The following is a 16,787-nucleotide window of genomic DNA, read 5'->3' on the forward strand; positions in this document are numbered from 1 at the left end:
TGATCTATTGATCAACTGGCCGACAATTCATCGGAACAGCCCTTCCGCACCATGCCGAAGTGACCTGGATCACTATTAGCGTGAGTCCGACAGCCAACCGTGGCGAAGGGACTTTCCATGCGGGTCGGAGTACTGACCGGAGGCGGCGACTGCCCCGGGCTCAACGCCGTCATCCGGGGCATCGTCCGCAAGGGCGTGCAGGAGTACGGCTACGACTTCGTCGGCTACCGGGACGGGTGGCGGGGGCCGCTCGAAGGCGACACCGTGCGTCTCGACATCCCCGCCGTGCGCGGGATCCTGCCGCGCGGCGGAACCATCCTCGGATCCTCGCGCACCAACCCCCTCAAGCAGGAGAACGGCATCCGCCGGATCAAGGAGAACCTCGTCAAGCAGGAGGTCGAGGCGCTCATCGCGATCGGCGGCGAGGACACCCTGGGTGTCGCCGCGCGGCTCGGCGACGAGTACGGCATCAACGTCGTCGGCGTACCGAAGACCATCGACAACGACCTCTCCGCCACCGACTACACCTTCGGCTTCGACACGGCGGTCAACATCGCGACCGAGGCCATCGACCGCCTGCACACCACCGCCGAATCGCACATGCGCGTCCTCGTCTGCGAGGTGATGGGCCGCCACGCGGGCTGGATCGCCCTCCACTCGGGTCTGGCCGGCGGCGCGAACGTCATCCTCATCCCCGAGCAGCGCTTCGACGTGGACCAGGTCTGCGCCTGGGTGACCTCGCGCTTCAAGGCCTCGTACGCGCCGATCGTCGTCGTCGCCGAGGGCGCCATGCCCAAGGACGGCGACATGGTCCTCAAGGACGGCAGCCTGGACTCCTTCGGGCACGTCCGGCTCTCCGGTGTCGGCGAGTGGCTGTCCAAGGAGATCGAGCGTCGTACCGGCAAGGAGGCCCGCACCACGGTCCTCGGGCATGTCCAGCGCGGCGGGACGCCCAGCGCCTTCGACCGCTGGCTCGCCACCCGCTTCGGGCTGCACGCCATCGAGGCGGTCCGCGACGGCGACTTCGGCAAGATGGTGGCACTGCGCGGCACCGACATCGTCCGGGTCCCGATCGCGGAGGCCACCGCCAGGCTGAAGACGGTCGACCCCGGCCTGTACGAGGAGGTCGGGGTGTTCTTCGGCTGAGGCGGCGCCCCGCTCGTGCCTGAGCGGTGACGGGGTACGGGCCGTATATTCGGCCCGTACCCCAGCACGGGAGAGACCGGTGGAGATTCTGGCGTTCGGCGTCCAGTCCGACGAGAAGCCCCTGATCGAGAAGGCCTTCGAGGGACGCCACGAGGTCCGCTGCCTCGACGTCTTCCTCAGCGAGGACACCGCCCCCATCGCCACCGGCTACGAGGCCGTGTCCACCAGCGTCAACTGCGCCCTGGGGCACCGCGTTCTGCAGACCCTGGCGGCCGGCGGCACACAGTTCGTCGCCCAGCGCTCCACCGGGTTCAACAACATCGACCTCGACGTCGCCGAGCGCCTCGGGATGACGGTCGCCCGGGTCTCGTCCTACTCGCCCTACTCGGTCGCCGAGTTCGCCTGGACCCTCGGCCTGGCCGTCAACCGGCGTATCGTGCGCGCGTCCAACCGCACCCGCGACTTCGACTTCCGTCTCGAAGGGCTGATGGGCCGTGACCTGCACGGCCGCACCGCGGGAGTCGTCGGTACCGGGAAGATCGGCGAGGCCTTCGCCCGGATCGCCCACGGTTTCGGCATGAACCTGCTCGGCTGGGACATCGCCGAGAACCCCGCGTGCGTCGCGCTCGGCATGACGTACGTCTCCAAGGAGCGCCTGCTCGCCGAGTCCGACCTCGTCAGCCTGCACGTCCCGCTGATGCCGGCGACCCAGCACCTCATCGACGCCGACGCCCTGCGCCTCATGAAGGACGACGCGATCCTGGTGAACTCCAGCCGGGGCGGCCTGATCGACAGCCAGGCCCTCGTCGCCCAGTTGCGCGAGGGCCGCTTCACGGGCGTCGGCCTCGACGTGTACGAGGCGGAGGCCGGACTGTTCTTCCTCGACAAGTCCCTCGAAACCGTCGAGGACGACACCCTGGCCCGCCTGGTCACCTTCCCGAACGTCCTGGTCACCTCGCACCAGGCCTACTACACCCGTGACGCGGTCGGCCAGATCGTCGACGCCACCGCCCGGAACGTCTTCGACTACACCGAGGGCCGCCGCTCGGAGAACGTGCTCGTGCCGCGCAGCTGACCCGTCAGCTCCCGTACGACAGACGCGCCGTCGAGCGTCAGCACCGACTCCGGGTGGAACTGCACGCCCGCGAAGCCGGGACCGCGCAGCGCGTGCACCTCGCCGTTCGCGGCCCGGCTGACGTCGACGCCGTGCGCCGACAGCTCCGCCAGCGTCTCGTCGTCGCAGTGCGCCACGAAGCTGTTGTAGAAGCCGACGGTCTCGGGCCGCCCGAAGAGGTCGATACGGGTCTGCGCGCCCTGGTAGGGCACGTCCTTGCGGACGATCTCCAGCCCCAGCTCGGCCGCGATCAGCTCGTGGCCGAGGCAGACACCGAGGACCCCGTGCCGGTGCTCACGCAGCACCTCGGCGGTCAGACCGCGCAGGAAGCGCATCTTGGGGTCCGCCGCGTCGCAGGGGTCACCGGGACCCGGGCCGAGGACCACCGGGCCCTCGTGCGCGAGGACCGCCTCGCGCAGCCCCGGTTCGTCGTACCGCCGTACCGTCACATCGAGCCCGGACGAGCGCAGGACGTGCGCGAGCATCGCGGTGAAGGTGTCCTCGGCGTCCACGACCAGGGCGTGCCCCGTGAGGTCCCGGGACCGCTCCTGCATCCGCAGCCAGAACGGCGCCAGGAAGGCCCGCCGCCCGTCCAGCGACGCCCGCACCCGCGGATCGTCGCCCAGGTTCGGCCGGGCCCTCTCCGGACGCGGCCCGCCGGGCCGCACCCCCAGCGCCGCCAGCACACCCGCCGCCTTGGCGTGCGTCTCGGCGACCTCGCCCGCCGGATCCGATCCCCGTACGAGGGTGGCGCCGACCGGCACCCGCAGCCGGCCGTCCGCGTCGATGTCGGCCGTGCGGATGAGGATCGGGGAGTCGAGGGTCTGCGCCCCGGGCCCGCCGTCCGGCCCGGCCTCCCGCTGCCGCCCGACCAGCGCCAGCGCCCCCGCGTAGTAGCCGCGCCCGCCGACCTCGTGACGTTCGATGACCCGGCAGGCGTTCTGCACGGGCGAGCCGGTGACGGTCGCCGCGAACATGGTCTCCCGCAGCACGTCCCGCACGTCCAGGGAGGAGCGGCCCCGCAACTCGTACTCGGTGTGCGCGAGATGGGCCATCTCCTTGAGCCGCGGCCCGATCACCACCCCGCCCATGTCCCCGACCGTGCACATCATCTTGAGCTCCTCGTCGACGACCATCGAGAGCTCCTCGATCTCCTTGCCGTCGGCGAGGAACGCGAGCAGGTCCTCGGGCGTCGGCCCCCCGGCCGGGTAGCGGTACGTCCCGCTGATCGGGTTCATCACGACCGTCCCGGCGGACATCCGCACATGCACCTCCGGGCTCGCCCCGACCAGCGTCCGCTCCCCGGTGTGCACGACGAACGTCCAGTACGCGCCCCGCTCGCCGACCAGGAGCCGGCGGAACAGCGCCAGCGCGTCGGCCCGTCCGAACCCCGGGATCCGCCCCTCGTACGTCCGCCGGATCACGAAGTTGGCGCCCTCGCCGCGCCCGATCTCCTCGCGCAGCACCCGCCCGACGATCTCGGAGTACGCCTCGTCACCGACGTCGAAGCCGCCGCCCTCGACCCGCACGTCATGGGCCGGGAGCTCGGCCAGCGCCCGCGCGAGCGGCAGTTCGTGGCGTTCCTCGGGGGTGAGCACCGCGAGCGGGGTGCCGTCGTCGCGGACGTCGAAGCCGCGCTCCCTGATCTGCCGGAACGGGATCAGCGCGAGCGCCTCGTCGGGGATGTCGGCGAGGCGCTCCACCTCGCGCACCGGCCCCAGCAGCAACTCGACCACGTCGTGGTCGCGGCCGGGAGTGCGGCGGCGCAGCAGGGCGAAGGGACGGGGGTCGTCCAGCAGGTCGAGCAGATTCATCGGTGCGGTCCTTCTCTCGAAATCGTGCATCTCGGAGAGGAACGGCCCGGGTCCGCAAACACCGAAGGCCGCCCCTCGGGCGGCCTTCGCGAAGTCGTGTCTACGCGCAGTCAGTGGGCCGCCGGATGAGCGGTCCACCACCAGTTCTGGTTCGAATGCGCGAACATGCGCCGCACCTTACCCGACGGTGAGGGGCGGCAACAGCGTGAAAGGGTCCCGCGGGGCGTTCCGAGTGTCCGGTCACCGGCCATGGATGGCCAGACAGACCGAACGCACCGAGAAACGAGAACCATGCACGCAGTCCGTTCGTCCCAGCCCCGCCGAAAGCGCGTCCGCGCCCTGACCGTGCTCCTCGCGGCAGCCGCCCTCGCCGCCGTTCCGCTCGTCCCCGCGAGCTCCGCCCCGCGCACGGGCGACGCCGAGGACCTGACCCAGGTCGCCTACCGCGGATACATCTTCACCGTTCCCGACTCCTGGCAGATCGTGGACCTGAAGAAACATCCCGACACCTGTGTCCGCTTCGACCGGCACGCCGTCTACCTGGGCAGTCCGGGCAGCGACCAGAACTGCCCGGCCAGGGCCAGCGGCCGTACCGAGGCGCTGCTGGTCCAGCCCGCTCCCGTGGCCCCCAAGGCCGTCACCGAGAACCCGACGGCCCGCACCTACCGGGCCACCGCCGACCGCATCGCCATCACCGCGGCCTACGGATACGACCGCGCGCGCATCCAGGACGTCCTGCGCAGCGCCGGACTGCCCGTCGCCACCGCACGGCGCGAGGAGGCCGGGCAGGAGCGCGCGGTGGCCCCGCTGCCGAAGGACGCGACCTCCTTCCGCGGCGAGGGCTTCGACGCCTGCACCGCCCCGAGCCAGTCGGCGATGGACGCCTGGCGCGACGACTCCCCGTACGGCGCCATCGGTGTCTACATCGGCGGTCTCAACCGCGCCTGCGCCCAGCAGCACCTGACCGCCGACTGGGTGCGGACGCAGTACACGCGCGGCTGGCGGTTCTTCCCGCTGTACGTCGGCCGGCAGCCCTCCTCCGACGGCGGCAGCTGCGGGGGCGGCTGCTCGGCGATCACCAGCCCGGTGGCGCAGGGCACCGCGGCCGCCGACGACGCCGTCAAGCAGGCGGCCGCGCTGGGCTTCGGCAAGGGGTCCGTGATCTACGACGACCTGGAGCACTACGAACCCGGAGGCAAGGTCACCGAGCAGGTGCTCGCCTACGTCCAGGCCTACACCGTGCGCCTGCACGCACTCGGCTACCGCTCCGGCGCGTACGGCAACACCTCGTCCCTGGTGTCCGACCTGATCGCCAACAAGAGCCGCGTCACCCTGCCCGACGTCATCCACTTCGCCCGCTGGAACCGGGTGTCGAGCACCTCGGACTCCTCGATCCCCTCGACCCTGTGGAACAAGCACCAGCGCGTCCACCAGTACGTGGGCGACACGACCGAGACCCACGGCGGTGTGCGGATCTCCATCGACCGTGACCGGCTCGACGTGGACTAGGCACCGGCCGTCTCCTCCCCGGGCGGGCGCCGCGACCGCCGCACGGCCGCCCGGGGGGTCACCGATCGAGCGCGGTTCGTCTCACTTGATGGGCATGTGGATGGGACGCCCGACACGACCCCGTAATGTTGTCCGGGTGACCGTGAACGCTAAGCCCAGCGCGAGCGCTGGCAACACCTGGCGAAACCTGCCCGCGGCGCAGCAGCCCGAGTACCCCGATGCCGAGGCTCTGCGCGATGTGATCGCGGACCTCGAGTCGTATCCGCCGCTCGTCTTCGCGGGCGAGTGCGACCAGCTGCGCGCCCGGATGGCGTCCGTCGCCAAGGGAGAGGCGTTCCTTCTCCAGGGCGGCGACTGCGCCGAGGCCTTCGACGCCGTGTCGGCCGACCACATCCGCAACAAGCTCAAGACGCTGCTCCAGATGGGCGCCGTCCTCACGTACGCCGCCTCGGTGCCGGTGGTGAAGGTCGGCCGGATCGCCGGCCAGTACTCCAAGCCCCGTTCCAAGGGCACCGAGACCCGCGACGGCGTGACCCTGCCGACCTACCGGGGCGACTCGGTCAACGGCTTCGACTTCGACGAGAAGTCCCGTATCCCGGACCCCGAGCGCCTGAAGCGGATGTACAACGCGTCCGCCTCCACGCTCAACCTGGTGCGCGCCTTCGCCACCGGCGGTTACGCCGACCTGCGCCAGGTGCACGCCTGGAACCAGGACTTCGTGAAGTCGTCCCCGTCCGGCCAGCGCTACGAGCAGCTCGCGCGTGAGATCGACAACGCGATGAACTTCATGCGGGCCTGCGGCACCGACCCGGAGGAGTTCAAGACCGTCGAGTTCTACGCCTCCCACGAGGCGCTGCTCCTCGACTACGAGTCGGCGCTGACCCGCGTCGACTCGCGTACGGGCCACCTGTACGACGTCTCGGGCCACATGGTGTGGATCGGTGAGCGCACCCGTCAGCTCGACGGCGCGCACATCGAGTTCGCGTCGAAGATCCGCAACCCGATCGGGATCAAGCTGGGTCCGACGACGACGGCCGAGGAGGCGCTCCAGTACATCGAGCGTCTCGACCCGGACCGTGAGCCGGGCCGTCTCACCTTCATCGTGCGGATGGGCGCGGACAAGGTCCGCGACAAGCTGCCCGAGCTGGTCGAGAAGGTCACCGCCTCCGGCGCGACCGTGGCCTGGGTGACCGACCCGATGCACGGCAACACCTTCGAGGCGGCCTCGGGCCACAAGACCCGCCGCTTCGACGACGTGCTCGACGAGGTCAAGGGCTTCTTCGAGGTCCACAAGGGTCTCGGGACCCACCCGGGCGGCATCCATGTCGAGCTCACCGGTGACGACGTCACCGAGTGCGTGGGCGGCGGCGACGAGATCTTCGTCGACGATCTGCACCAGCGCTACGAGACGGCCTGTGATCCCCGTCTGAACCGCAGCCAGTCGCTTGACCTGGCCTTCCTCGTCGCCGAGATGTACCGCGACCAGTAGGAGATCAACAGGCGTCACGCCTGTTACGGGCACTGTGGTGGGGCGCGGATCACATACGATCCGCGCCCCACACCACTTTTGTGGTTCCTATGTGACGGGTAAGGTTAGGTTAGCCTCACCGATCATCGGGACGGCGTGACCCAACGATTCCGGCGGGAGGTGAACCGGGTGTACGTCTGCAGTTGCTTCGGGATCACCGAACAGCAGGTGAAGAAGCACGCGGCGGACGGCGCGTGCACTCCTCGGCAGATAGCCTCGGCCTCCAAGGCGGGCACGGACTGCGGTTCGTGCGTTCGCCGGATCCAGGCGCTGCTGGGCCGGGGCTCGTGTCCCCGCCGTGAGCTGGCCGAACGGGGGATGCCCGTGCTCTCCGAGGTCCTCGCGGAGGCCGCGGCCGATCGGCGTGAGGCCGCCGAGTACGGGACCGCGGAGCGCGAGGCCGCCTAGCCCTGAAGCCGCCCGGCCCTGAGGCCGCGCCTAGCTCTCCGGCTGCTCGATGAGCTGCGCGAGGTAGAGCGCCTCGCCGAGCTTCTCGACCAGCTCCAGCTGCGTGTCCAGGTAGTCGATGTGGTGTTCCTCGTCCTCGAGGATCGACTCGAAGATGTTCGCGGACGTGATGTCGCCCTTCGCGCGCATCACCTCGATCCCGCGCTTGAGGCGGTCGATCGCCTCGACCTCCACCTGCCGGTCGGCCTGGAACATCTCGGTGACGGTCTGCCCCACCCGGACATGGAAGAGCCGCTGGTAGTTCGGCAGTCCGTCCAGGAAGAGAATGCGGTCGGTGAGTACCTCCGCGTGCTTCATCTCGTCGAACGACTCGTGCCGTGTGTACTTCGCGAGCTTGGTCCAGCCGAAGTTCTCCTGCATCTTCGCGTGCAGGAAGTACTGGTTGATCGCGGTCAGCTCACCGGTCAGCTGCTCGTTGAGGAATTCGATGACCTCGGGGTCGCCCTGCATCGCAGAGGCTCCTTCCAAGCGGGTACTGGGCAGATTGCGCCGCATCCTTGCACCGGTGTCCGGGAGCGTCCAGTAAGTGCATGCTTACTCCGAGTTGCCCGGATCTCGCCCGCGCTGGTCATGGGCACCGTTCCGGGTCTGTCAGGATGGAGTCATGGGTCAGCCGGTGGAGCGCGAATCTGGAGAAACGGCACAGTCGGAGCTTCCGCCAGGACAGCGACTTCAGCGCGGCTGGCCGGTCACGCACTACGGTCCCGTCCCCAAGTTCCGCCCCGAGCGCTGGGAATTCAGGGTCTTCGGAGCCACCGCCGACGGCGGGAAGCAGTGCTGGACCCACGACGAGTTCACCGCCCTCCCGTACGCCTCCGTCGTGGCCGATCTGCACTGCGTCACGAAGTTCAGCATGCTGGGGGCCGAATGGGGGGGTGTCCCCGCCCGTACGATCCTGGAGATAGCCCCGCCCGCGCCCGCCGTCACCCATGTGATGGTCTGGGCCGAGTACGGGTTCAGCTCGAACCTCCGTCTCGCGGACTTCGCCTCCGAGCGCACCATCTTCGCCACCCACAAGGACGGCGAGCTGCTGACGGCGGAGCACGGTTTCCCGCTGCGCCTGGTCGTCCCGCATCTGTACGCGTGGAAGGGGCCCAAGTGGGTGCGCGGCGTCGAGTACATGACCGCCGACCGCCGCGGCTTCTGGGAGGAGCGGGGCTACCACAACGTCGGTGACCCCTGGCGCGAGCAGCGTTACTCCTACCAGGAGGAACCCGGGGACGGCCCCGAGCTCTGAGCCCCTGGGCCCGAGTGCCGGCGCGCGTCCCCGGTGCCGGTGTCCCGGCGGGTCAGTGGTGGTACCGGTGCACCACGGCGTGCCCTTTGCCCCGGCCGATCGTCCACTTGTTGACCGGCGTCGTCACCACGAAGGCCGCCACGAGCGAGATCAGCAGCGACCCCCAGAACAGCAGGTCGCCCAGCTGCGCGTCCATCGCGTCCGGCCACAGCACGATGACGCCGTTGTCGATCAGCTCCATCACCGCGATGGACAGCGTGTCGGCGGCCAGCGCCACCCGGACGGCGGTGCGGAAACCGACACCCGCCCTCAGCACTCCGCGCAGGGTGAGCGCGTAGCCGAAGAAGAAGGCCAGCGCGATCGCCAGGACCGTCGTCGGCAGGTTTCCCCACCCGAACGCCGTGCCCACGACCATGCCCAGCACCTCGCCGATGGCGCAGCCGGTGAGGCAGTGGAGGGTGGCCAGGGCGGCCATGGACCAGGTGGCCGCGGCCGGCGCGTGGCGGTGGGCGTGGTGCGGGTCTTCGTGCGTGTCCGTGTGTGCGGGCCTGTCCGTGTGTCCCTCGTGCTGCATGAGATCCCCCAATGTCGTGTCACGGCTCCTTCGCACAGAAGCAACCGTATACCCCCCTGGGGTATTCCCGCGCGATGGCGGGACGCGTCGTGGGACCGGCGGGCGGACTATCCGTCGCGGAGCTTTTTCAGCCGCTCCACGTCGGCCGCGTGCCCTTCCTTCCCGCCGGGGGTCTCGATGATCAGCGGGACGCCCTCCGTGGCGGGATGGGTCATCAGGGCGCGGAACGGGTCCTCGCCTATGTGGCCGGAGCCGATGTTCTCGTGGCGGTCCTTGTGCGCGCCGACCACATCCTTGGAGTCGTTGGCGTGGATCAGCTTCAGGCGCCCCTCACCGACGGTGTCGACCAGCAGATCGAGGGTCTGGTGCATACCGCTCGGCCCGGTCAGATCGTGGCCCGCCGCGAAGATGTGGCAGGTGTCGAGACAGACACCCAGCTTGGGGTGCGCGTCCAGGGCCTCGAAGTAGGGGCCGAAGTCCCAGGTGCGCGAGCACAGCGAGGCGCCCTGCCCGGCCGTCGACTCCAGCAGCAGGAACGGGTCGTCGTCATGGGTCAGCTCGTCCAGCAGCGGCAGCAGACGGTCGCGCACCTGCTTCAGCGCGACGGACCGTTCCCGGCCGCCGGTGGCGCTCCCGGTGTGCACGACCACCCCCAGGGCGCCGATCTCCCGTCCGCGCCGCAGCGAGTGCCGCAGCGACTCCACCGACCTCTCGACCGTCGCCTCGGTGTGCGAACCGAAGTTGATCAGGTACGGGGCGTGGACGTACGCGGGGATCGACCCCGCGGCGCACGCGGCGCGGAAGTCCTCGTCCTGCTTCGGGTTCCCGGTGGGCGTCGCCCAGCCGCGCGGGTTGGCGACGAAGACCTGGACGGCCTCGGCCGCGAGGTCACGGGCGTAGGCCAGGCCGACGGAGTTGAGGCCGCCGGCCACGGGCACGTGGCCGCCGACGGGGTTGCGGAGCTGCTTGCTGGTCACACCCGTCAGGGTGTCACGCGCCCGCGGGTACCCCGCGGGCGGACCCGTGGGGTACCAGTGAGCGGACCGGTTCGCGGACTTCGCGGACTTCGCGGAGGAGCGGCCTCCGAGCGGCTGCCCGGGCGGAGGCCGTGCGCCGCCGGGGTTCCCCGGCGGCGGTTCGGCTCAGCGGATCTGGATCGTGATCGTCGCGCCCTTGGGTGCCGTGTCGCCGCCGTCCACCGACTGCTTCTTGACCGTGTCGCCGAAGAGCCCGAGCAGCCCGCGGTCCTTGTCGACCTCGAATCCGGCGTTCTTCAGCGTCTCCGTCGCGTCGTCCACGCTGTCGCCGACGACGTCCGGGACCTCCACCATCTCGGGGCCCTTGGAGAGGGTCAGCGTCACCGTGTCCCCCGTGGCGGCCTCACGGCCCGCGCGCGGTGTCTGCTGGGCGACCTGGCCCTTGTCGAACTCCGAGTTGACCCGCTCCGCGGCGATCTTCACCTTCAGGCCCGCGCCCTCCAGCTGCGCGGTGGCGTCCTCGACGGACGAGCCGGTCACGTCGGGCAGCTCCACCGGGGCGCCCTTGCTCACGACGATCGCGATCGCCGAGCCCGAGTGCCGTTCCGTGCCCGGTGCCGGATCCGTGCCGATCACGAAGCCCTTGGTCACGTCCTCGCTGAAGGCGCGCGTGACCATGCCCGGGGCGAGCCCGTCGCCCTTGAGCACCTCTCTCGCCTTGAACAGGGCGAGACCCTTGAGGTCCGGCACCTGGACCGTCCGGGGGCCGTCGGAGACGGTCAGGGTCACGGAGTCGTTGTCGCGGATCCGCTCGCCGACGCCGGGGTCGGTGCTGATGACCGTGCCGCGCTTCACGGTGTCGCTGTAGGCGTGCTTGACCTGCTTGACGTCCAGTCCGGCGCCCTGGAGCTGGGTCCTGGCCTGCTGCTCCGTCTTCGCCAGGACGGGCGGGACCTTGGTGAACTGGCCCGAGTTGATGTACCAGACACCCGCGCCGAGGCCGAGCACCAGCACGATCGCGGCGACGACCAGCATCATCCCGCGCCGCGGCCGCGTCCCCGGAACCTGCGGCGGCCCGACCGGCGCGGTGGTGAAGGGGCTGCTCTGCTCGAACCGGCTGGTCCGGTCGAGGGCGTTGTCGTCCTCGTTCACGGGCAGCAGGCGGGGGACGGACAGCGAGCGCGGGATCACGCTCGTACGGTCGTCGGCGTTGTCGTGGCCCACGGACAGCGCGCCCGGCGGCACGGCGTCGAGCTGCTCGGCGGTGAGACCGGCCCGGGCTTCGAGGACCTGGCCGAGCAGGGTCACCGCGTCGGCCGGGCGGACCTCGGGATTGCGGGCCGTGGCCGCGGTGACCAGCTCGTCTAGCGGGTACGCCATGCCCGGCACGGCGGCCGACGGAGGCGGCACGTCCTCGTGGAGGTGCTGGTAGAGCACCTGAGCGGCGGAGTCGGCGGTGTGCGGCTTGGCGCCGGTGAGCATTTCGTAGAGGACGACCCCGCAGGCGTAGACGTCGACCCGGGTGTCGGAGGTGCCGTGCTCGATCTGCTCGGGGGCGAGGTACGACACGGTGCCGAGGACGGCGCCCGTCGTACTGGTCACCGTGTCCACGGCGCGGACGAGACCGAAGTCCGCGACCTTGACCCGGCCGTCGTCCCCTATCAGGACGTTCTCCGGCTTCATGTCGCGGTGCACGAACCCGGCGCGGTGGGCCGCGCCGAGGGCGGCGAGCACCGGCTCCAGGATGTCCAGCGCGGCCCGGGGCTGGAGCGCGCCGCGCTCGCGCAGCACGTCGCGCAGGGTGCACCCGGCGATGTACTCCATGGCCAGATAGACGTACGACCCGTCCGCCCCCTGGTCGAAGACCTGCACCACATTGGGGTGCGCCAGCCGTGCCACCGACTTGGCCTCGCGGATGAAGCGCTCGACGAACGAGACGTCCGCGGCCAGCGTCGGGTGCATCACCTTGAGCGCGAGCACGCGGTCCAGACGGGTGTCCAAGGCCCTGTAGACCGTGGCCATCCCGCCGACCGCGATCCGTGCGTCGACGCGATAGCGGCCGTCGAGCACGTGTCCGACAAGCGGGTCCTGAAGGGTCGTATCCACGCAGGTGAGTCTACGAGCCGCCACTGTCACGAGGTCCCGTTCGGCCGATACAGGGGCTCGACTGCAGCCGAGCTGTGACGCACACCGCCCGCCCGAATATCTGTTCGTAGGGCAGATGTCCGATCAGGCCCTGTCTGTCACCGCAAGGCCACAACGCGACAACCCGCACGCCGGACCGGCCAAAAACCGCCGAGGAATCCGACGCCGAATCCGACACCGAGACCGAGGCAGGAACCGGCGCGCGAGCCGCCGCGCATCCGACGAGCGCATCCGGCGGCGCGGGGGCCTCGGTCAGAACGCCGGGCGCTCGGGGTCCAGTGCCGCCCTGCCCTCCACCGGAGAGGACGCCGTGGCGAAGTGCCGCCGGGGGATGCGCCCGGCCCGCCGCGCCAGACGCCCCGCCTCCACCGCGTGCCGCATGGCCTCCGCCATCAGGACCGGCTCCTGGGCCCGGGTCACCGCCGAGGCCAGCATCACCCCCGCGCACCCCAGCTCCATCGCGAGCGCGGCGTCCGACGCCGTGCCCGCTCCCGCGTCCAGGATCACCGGCACGCGCGCGTGCTCGACGATCAGCTCGAAGTTGTGCGGGTTGCGGATCCCGAGCCCGGACCCGATGGGCGAGCCGAGCGGCATGATCGCCGCACAGCCGACGTCCTCCAGCTTCCGCGCCAGCACCGGGTCGTCGTTCGTGTAAGGCAGCACGGTGAAGCCGTCGTCGACCAGCGTCTCCGCCGCGTCGAGCAGCTCGATCGGATCGGGCAGCAGAGTCCGCTCGTCGGCGATGACCTCCAGCTTGACCAGATCGGTCCCCAGCGCCTCGCGCGCCAGACGGGCGGTCAGCACGGCCTCGCCCGCGGTGTAGCAGCCCGCCGTGTTCGGCAGGACACGGATGTTCAGCCGGCCGAGCACCGACAGGACCGAGCCGTGCACCGAGGCGTCCACGCGCCGCATCGCGACCGTCGTCAGCTCCGTGCCGGACGCCACCAGGGAACGCTCCAGCACGTCGAGGCTGGGCGCGCCGCCCGTCCCCATGATCAGCCGGGACGCGTAGGTCGTACCGCCGAGGACGAAGGGGTCGTCTGCCATGGGTCAGCCTCCTTGGACGGCGGTGAGGACTTCGACGCGGTCGCCCTCGGCGAGCGAGGTGGACGGCCACTGCGCGCGCGGGACGACGGTTTCGTTGAGGGCCGCGGCCACCCCGGACGACGACGGCGTGAGGGTCGCGACGAGCGTGTCGAGAGCGGTTCCCTCGGCGATCCGCCGCCGCTCCCCGTTGACGACGATGTTCATACGTGCAGCTCCGTGCGGGCCGTGGCGCCGAAGCGCAGGGGGGTGAACGGGCGGGCTTCGGCGGGGAGTTCACCGGTGGCAAGGGCGTGGGCCAGCACGTCACCGGTCACCGGCGTCAGGAGCACACCGTTGCGGTGGTGTCCGGTGGCCAGCAGCAGCCCGTCCAGCGCGCTCGGACCGAGCAGCGGCGCGTTGTCGGGCGAGCAGGGGCGCAGCCCCGCGCGGGTCTCGGTGAGCGGCAGCTCGGTGATCCCGGGGACCAGCTCGTGGGCGTCGCGCAGCAGTTCGTACACGCCGCCCGCCGTCACCGTGGTGTCCCAGCCCAGCTCCTCGCTGGTCGCGCCCACCACGAGCTCGCCGTTCTCGCGCGGCACCAGGTAGACGTGGCTGCCGCGCACCACGGCCCGCACGGTGCGATGGAGGAAGGGCGCGTACCGCCCCGGCACGGTCAGCCGCAGCACCTGCCCCTTGACCGGGCGCACCGGCGGTACGACGTCGTCGGGGACGCCCGCCAGGCGCCCGCTGAGGCTGCCCCCGGCGAGCACCACCTGACCCGCGCCGAGTCCGGTGCCGTCCGCGGTGAGGACCCCGGCGGCCCGCTCCCGTACGACGCTCAGACGCTCCGCCCAGGTCCGGTGCATGACCACCCCGGCCCGCTCGCACGCCGTGACCAGGGCTGCCGCGAGGCGCCGCGGGTCGATCTGGTGGTCGCCGTCCACCCGCAGACCCCCGCGCACGCCGGGCGCGAGCATGGGCTCCAGCCTGCGGCACTCACGGCCGCTCAGCCACTCCGACTCCAGCCCCGACCGGACCTGCAGCGCGTGCAGTTCGCGCAGATGGGCACGGTCGTCGGCGTCCAGCGCGACGGCCAGCGTGCCGCTCCGCCGGTAGCCGAGGTCCTGGCCGGTGGCCTCGGTGAGCTCGGCGGCGAAGTCCGGATAGCGGCGCGCCGAGGCGAGGTTGAGGCCCAGCAGGGTCTCCTCGCCGAAGTGCAGCTCGGTCACGGCGGCCAGCATCCCGGCCGCGACCTGCGCGGCCCCGCCGCCCGGCTCGGGGTCCACGAGGGCGGTCGTGAACCCGCGCCGCGCGGCCCGCCAGGCCGTCACCAGACCGATGATTCCGCCCCCGACGACGAGGACGTCCGACGAACGTGCAGACGGCATGGGCGTCCAGCCCCTCCCTTCGCCGGCATGACCCGGATCAGGTTCGTACGGTCGGAGGCCGTCCAGCCTCCCTCTCAGCCCGGTGCGTCCGGGCTCCCGCGAGTGCTTTACGTTGGCCACCCTAGCCCGCCCCCGACCGTCTCAGTAAGGGAGCCTCCGCCCATGGCGCGACCGCTCGACGGCCTCTTGCTCGCCCCCGTCGCCGACCAGGCGCCGGGCCAGGTGGGTACCCGCACCCGGTTCACCTACCACGAGGAGGACGGCGTGGTGTGGGCCGACTACACGGGCGGCGACGTCGTCCGCGGACACCTCGTCGGCACCCGCGAGGGCGACCGCCTCGACTTCCGGTACGTACAGCTCGGACGCGACGGGACCACCGCGTCCGGCCACTGCGTGTCCCTCGTCGTGGAACTGCCCGACGGGCGCCTGCGGCTGGAGGAGACCTGGACGTGGGAGTCCCGGCCGGGCACCGGGACGAGCGTGGTGGAGGAACCGCGCGGGACCTGTCGTGTGGACCAGGTCACCGAGCCCGTCCACTGACTGACGAATGGTCAGGTGTCTATGGTGATCAGGTGAGCGATCAGACGCAGGCACAGGCACCGTCGCAGAGGCCCGCGGCACGACGGGTCGTCGTGGCGGGCGCGGGCATGGCCGGGGTGCAGACCGCGGTCGCCCTGCGCGAACAGGGCTTCACCGGCACCGTCACGCTGATCGGCGCGGAGCCGCATCAGCCGTACGACCGGCCGCCGCTGTCCAAGGCCGTCCTGCTCGGCAAGGCCGAGGGCTCCGCCTTCGACGTCGACTTCGAGGCCCTGGACATCGACCTCAGACTGGGCAGCGAGGCGCTCGGCGTGCGCCCCGGCGACCACGAACTGGACACGGACGCGGGGCCCGTCCCGTACGACGTCCTGGTCGTCGCCACCGGCGCCGAACCGATCCGGCTCCCCGGCGCCGAAGGCGTGCCCGGCGTGCATCTGCTGCGCACCCTGGACGACGCCGACCGGCTGCGCCCGGTTCTCGCCCGGCAGCACGACATCGTGGTGGTCGGAGCGGGCTGGATCGGCGCCGAGTTCGCCACGGCCGCGCGTGAGGCCGGCTGCGCGGTCACGGTCGTCGAGGCCGCCGACCGGCCGCTCGCCGAGGCGCTGCCGGCCGAGGTGGCCGCGCCGATGGCCGCCTGGTACGCGGACAGCGGGGCCTCGCTGCGGACCCGCGCGCGCGTGGAGCGCGTCGAGCCCGGCGCGGTCGTCCTGGACGACGGCTCCCGGGTGCCCGCGGACGCCGTCGTGGTCGGGATCGGCGCACGGCCCGCCACGGCCTGGATCGCCGGCTCCGGCATCGAACTCGGCGCCCACCGCGAGATCGTCGCCGACGACCACCTGCGCACCTCCCTGCCGGACGTCTACGCGGTCGGCGACTGCGCCTCCTTCCCGTCCGGACGCTACGAGGAACGCCTCCTCGTCCACCACTGGGACAACGCCCTCCAGGGCCCGCGCACGGTCGCCCTGAACATCGTCGGCGAGACGCCCGCCGCCTACGACCCCGTGCCGTACTTCTGGTCCGAGCAGTTCGGCCGTTTCGTGCAGTACGCCGGCCACCACACGTCCGCCGACACCCTGGTCTGGCGCGGCGCCCCCTCGGGCGCCTCCTGGTCGGTGTGCTGGCTGCGCGAGACACGGCTCGTCGCCCTCCTGGCGGTGGGCCGCCCGAGGGACCTCGCCCAGGGCCGCAAGCTGATCGAGGCGGGCGCCACCATGGATCCGGAGCTGCTCGCGGACGCGTCGAGGCCGCTGAAGGCCGCCGCGACCTGATCCGTCACCCCAGGTCGGACGCCCTCGGCTTCCGACTGTCGGTGCGGGAT

General features: G+C 71.2%; 17 protein-coding genes and 1 riboswitch. Of the genes, 8 read left to right on the forward strand and 9 right to left on the reverse strand.

From position 1 onward, the window contains the following. Positions 1-117 precede the first annotated feature (117 nt). Together ACF07B_RS04500 and ACF07B_RS04505 are read left to right on the forward strand one after the other, a co-directional pair. A complete protein-coding gene (locus ACF07B_RS04500) occupies positions 118-1,146 on the forward strand; it encodes a 6-phosphofructokinase (RefSeq protein ID WP_369483857.1) in 1,029 nt (342 codons plus the stop codon). A 79-nt stretch (positions 1,147-1,225) separates the two neighbouring features. Then, the gene (locus tag ACF07B_RS04505; protein ID WP_369483858.1) at positions 1,226-2,221 is read left to right on the forward strand and encodes a 2-hydroxyacid dehydrogenase; all 996 of its coding nucleotides are present in this window, start codon (positions 1,226-1,228) and stop codon (positions 2,219-2,221) included. Here ACF07B_RS04505 and ACF07B_RS04510 read toward each other — a convergent pair. Together ACF07B_RS04510 and ACF07B_RS04515 are read right to left on the reverse strand one after the other, a co-directional pair. Beyond that, the gene (locus tag ACF07B_RS04510) at positions 2,173-4,074 is read right to left on the reverse strand and encodes an anthranilate synthase family protein (protein WP_392177700.1); all 1,902 of its coding nucleotides are present in this window, start codon (positions 4,072-4,074) and stop codon (positions 2,173-2,175) included. The genes ACF07B_RS04505 and ACF07B_RS04510 overlap by 49 nt on opposite strands. Positions 4,075-4,184: 110 nt before the next feature. Then, positions 4,185-4,367 carry a trp operon leader peptide gene (locus ACF07B_RS04515; RefSeq protein WP_392177701.1) on the reverse strand — a complete coding sequence of 61 codons (183 nt, stop codon included), beginning with the start codon at positions 4,365-4,367 and terminating at the stop codon, positions 4,185-4,187. Here ACF07B_RS04515 and ACF07B_RS04520 point away from each other — a divergent pair. The 3 genes from ACF07B_RS04520 to ACF07B_RS04530 all read left to right on the forward strand — a co-directional run bounded on the left by ACF07B_RS04520 (position 4,366) and on the right by ACF07B_RS04530 (position 7,519). Then, on the forward strand, positions 4,366-5,583 hold the full coding sequence (locus tag ACF07B_RS04520) for a glycoside hydrolase domain-containing protein (protein ID WP_392177702.1): 1,218 nt from the start codon (positions 4,366-4,368) through the stop codon (positions 5,581-5,583). The genes ACF07B_RS04515 and ACF07B_RS04520 overlap by 2 nt on opposite strands. Before the next feature lie 136 nt (positions 5,584-5,719). Further along, complete coding sequence (locus tag ACF07B_RS04525) at positions 5,720-7,072, forward strand: class II 3-deoxy-7-phosphoheptulonate synthase (RefSeq protein WP_392177703.1); 1,353 nt, start codon at positions 5,720-5,722, stop codon at positions 7,070-7,072. Positions 7,073-7,231: 159 nt separating this feature from the next. Then, positions 7,232-7,519: a bacterioferritin-associated ferredoxin gene (locus tag ACF07B_RS04530; protein ID WP_392177963.1), complete on the forward strand. Its 288-nt coding sequence runs from the start codon at positions 7,232-7,234 to the stop codon at positions 7,517-7,519. A 30-nt stretch (positions 7,520-7,549) separates the two neighbouring features. On the opposite strand, the gene bfr is transcribed toward ACF07B_RS04530, so the two are convergent. Continuing rightward, positions 7,550-8,029 (reverse strand): bacterioferritin, encoded by a 480-nt coding sequence (bfr, locus tag ACF07B_RS04535; RefSeq protein WP_351867538.1) that lies wholly within the window; start codon positions 8,027-8,029, stop codon positions 7,550-7,552. Positions 8,030-8,183: 154 nt separating this feature from the next. Between bfr and ACF07B_RS04540 the strand changes: the two genes are divergently transcribed. Beyond that, entirely contained in the window at positions 8,184-8,816 is a 633-nt protein-coding gene (locus tag ACF07B_RS04540) for a sulfite oxidase-like oxidoreductase (RefSeq protein WP_362401980.1), read from the forward strand. A gap of 52 nt (positions 8,817-8,868) precedes the next feature. Here ACF07B_RS04540 and ACF07B_RS04545 read toward each other — a convergent pair whose 3' ends face one another. The 6 genes from ACF07B_RS04545 to thiO form a co-directional block, all read right to left on the reverse strand. Beyond that, positions 8,869-9,390 (reverse strand): DUF4396 domain-containing protein, encoded by a 522-nt coding sequence (locus ACF07B_RS04545; RefSeq protein WP_392177964.1) that lies wholly within the window; start codon positions 9,388-9,390, stop codon positions 8,869-8,871. A 107-nt stretch (positions 9,391-9,497) separates the two neighbouring features. Beyond that, positions 9,498-10,367: a deoxyribonuclease IV gene (locus ACF07B_RS04550; protein WP_392177704.1), complete on the reverse strand. Its 870-nt coding sequence runs from the start codon at positions 10,365-10,367 to the stop codon at positions 9,498-9,500. Between the two features lie 165 nt (positions 10,368-10,532). Beyond that, positions 10,533-12,473 (reverse strand): Stk1 family PASTA domain-containing Ser/Thr kinase, encoded by a 1,941-nt coding sequence (gene pknB / locus ACF07B_RS04555; RefSeq protein ID WP_392177705.1) that lies wholly within the window; start codon positions 12,471-12,473, stop codon positions 10,533-10,535. 291 nt (positions 12,474-12,764) lie between these two features. Then, positions 12,765-13,559 (reverse strand): thiazole synthase, encoded by a 795-nt coding sequence (locus ACF07B_RS04560; RefSeq protein ID WP_369483865.1) that lies wholly within the window; start codon positions 13,557-13,559, stop codon positions 12,765-12,767. A gap of 3 nt (positions 13,560-13,562) precedes the next feature. Further along, positions 13,563-13,763 (reverse strand): sulfur carrier protein ThiS, encoded by a 201-nt coding sequence (gene thiS / locus ACF07B_RS04565; RefSeq protein ID WP_369483866.1) that lies wholly within the window; start codon positions 13,761-13,763, stop codon positions 13,563-13,565. Continuing rightward, positions 13,760-14,926, reverse strand: coding sequence for a glycine oxidase ThiO (gene thiO, locus ACF07B_RS04570; protein ID WP_362401965.1), 1,167 nt, complete (start codon positions 14,924-14,926; stop codon positions 13,760-13,762). The genes thiS and thiO overlap by 4 nt, the downstream gene beginning before the upstream one ends. Continuing rightward, positions 14,924-15,036, reverse strand: a riboswitch (TPP riboswitch). It overlaps the preceding gene by 3 nt. 52 nt (positions 15,037-15,088) lie before the next feature. Between thiO and ACF07B_RS04575 the strand changes: the two genes are divergently transcribed. Beyond that, positions 15,089-15,466, forward strand: a complete 378-nt coding sequence (locus ACF07B_RS04575; RefSeq protein WP_392177706.1) for a hypothetical protein — start codon at positions 15,089-15,091, stop codon at positions 15,464-15,466. 32 nt (positions 15,467-15,498) lie between these two features. Beyond that, on the forward strand, positions 15,499-16,737 hold the full coding sequence (locus tag ACF07B_RS04580; RefSeq protein WP_392177707.1) for an NAD(P)/FAD-dependent oxidoreductase: 1,239 nt from the start codon (positions 15,499-15,501) through the stop codon (positions 16,735-16,737). The last annotated feature ends 50 nt before the right edge of the window (positions 16,738-16,787 follow it).

This window comes from Streptomyces sp. NPDC015532 (genome assembly GCF_043078065.1).
GTDB lineage: Bacteria > Actinomycetota > Actinomycetes > Streptomycetales > Streptomycetaceae > Streptomyces.

Coding starts and splice junctions, on each gene's coding strand:
- ACF07B_RS04545 (WP_392177964.1), bottom strand. CDS start 9,390: ATGCAGCACGAGGGACACACGGACAGGCCCGCACACACGGACACGCAC.
- ACF07B_RS04510 (WP_392177700.1), bottom strand. CDS start 4,074: ATGAATCTGCTCGACCTGCTGGACGACCCCCGTCCCTTCGCCCTGCTG.
- ACF07B_RS04540 (WP_362401980.1), top strand. CDS start 8,184: ATGGGTCAGCCGGTGGAGCGCGAATCTGGAGAAACGGCACAGTCGGAG.
- ACF07B_RS04500 (WP_369483857.1), top strand. CDS start 118: ATGCGGGTCGGAGTACTGACCGGAGGCGGCGACTGCCCCGGGCTCAAC.
- ACF07B_RS04560 (WP_369483865.1), bottom strand. CDS start 13,559: ATGGCAGACGACCCCTTCGTCCTCGGCGGTACGACCTACGCGTCCCGG.
- ACF07B_RS04520 (WP_392177702.1), top strand. CDS start 4,366: ATGCACGCAGTCCGTTCGTCCCAGCCCCGCCGAAAGCGCGTCCGCGCC.
- ACF07B_RS04515 (WP_392177701.1), bottom strand. CDS start 4,367: ATGGTTCTCGTTTCTCGGTGCGTTCGGTCTGTCTGGCCATCCATGGCC.
- ACF07B_RS04575 (WP_392177706.1), top strand. CDS start 15,089: ATGGCGCGACCGCTCGACGGCCTCTTGCTCGCCCCCGTCGCCGACCAG.
- thiO (WP_362401965.1), bottom strand. CDS start 14,926: ATGCCGTCTGCACGTTCGTCGGACGTCCTCGTCGTCGGGGGCGGAATC.
- bfr (WP_351867538.1), bottom strand. CDS start 8,029: ATGCAGGGCGACCCCGAGGTCATCGAATTCCTCAACGAGCAGCTGACC.
- thiS (WP_369483866.1), bottom strand. CDS start 13,763: ATGAACATCGTCGTCAACGGGGAGCGGCGGCGGATCGCCGAGGGAACC.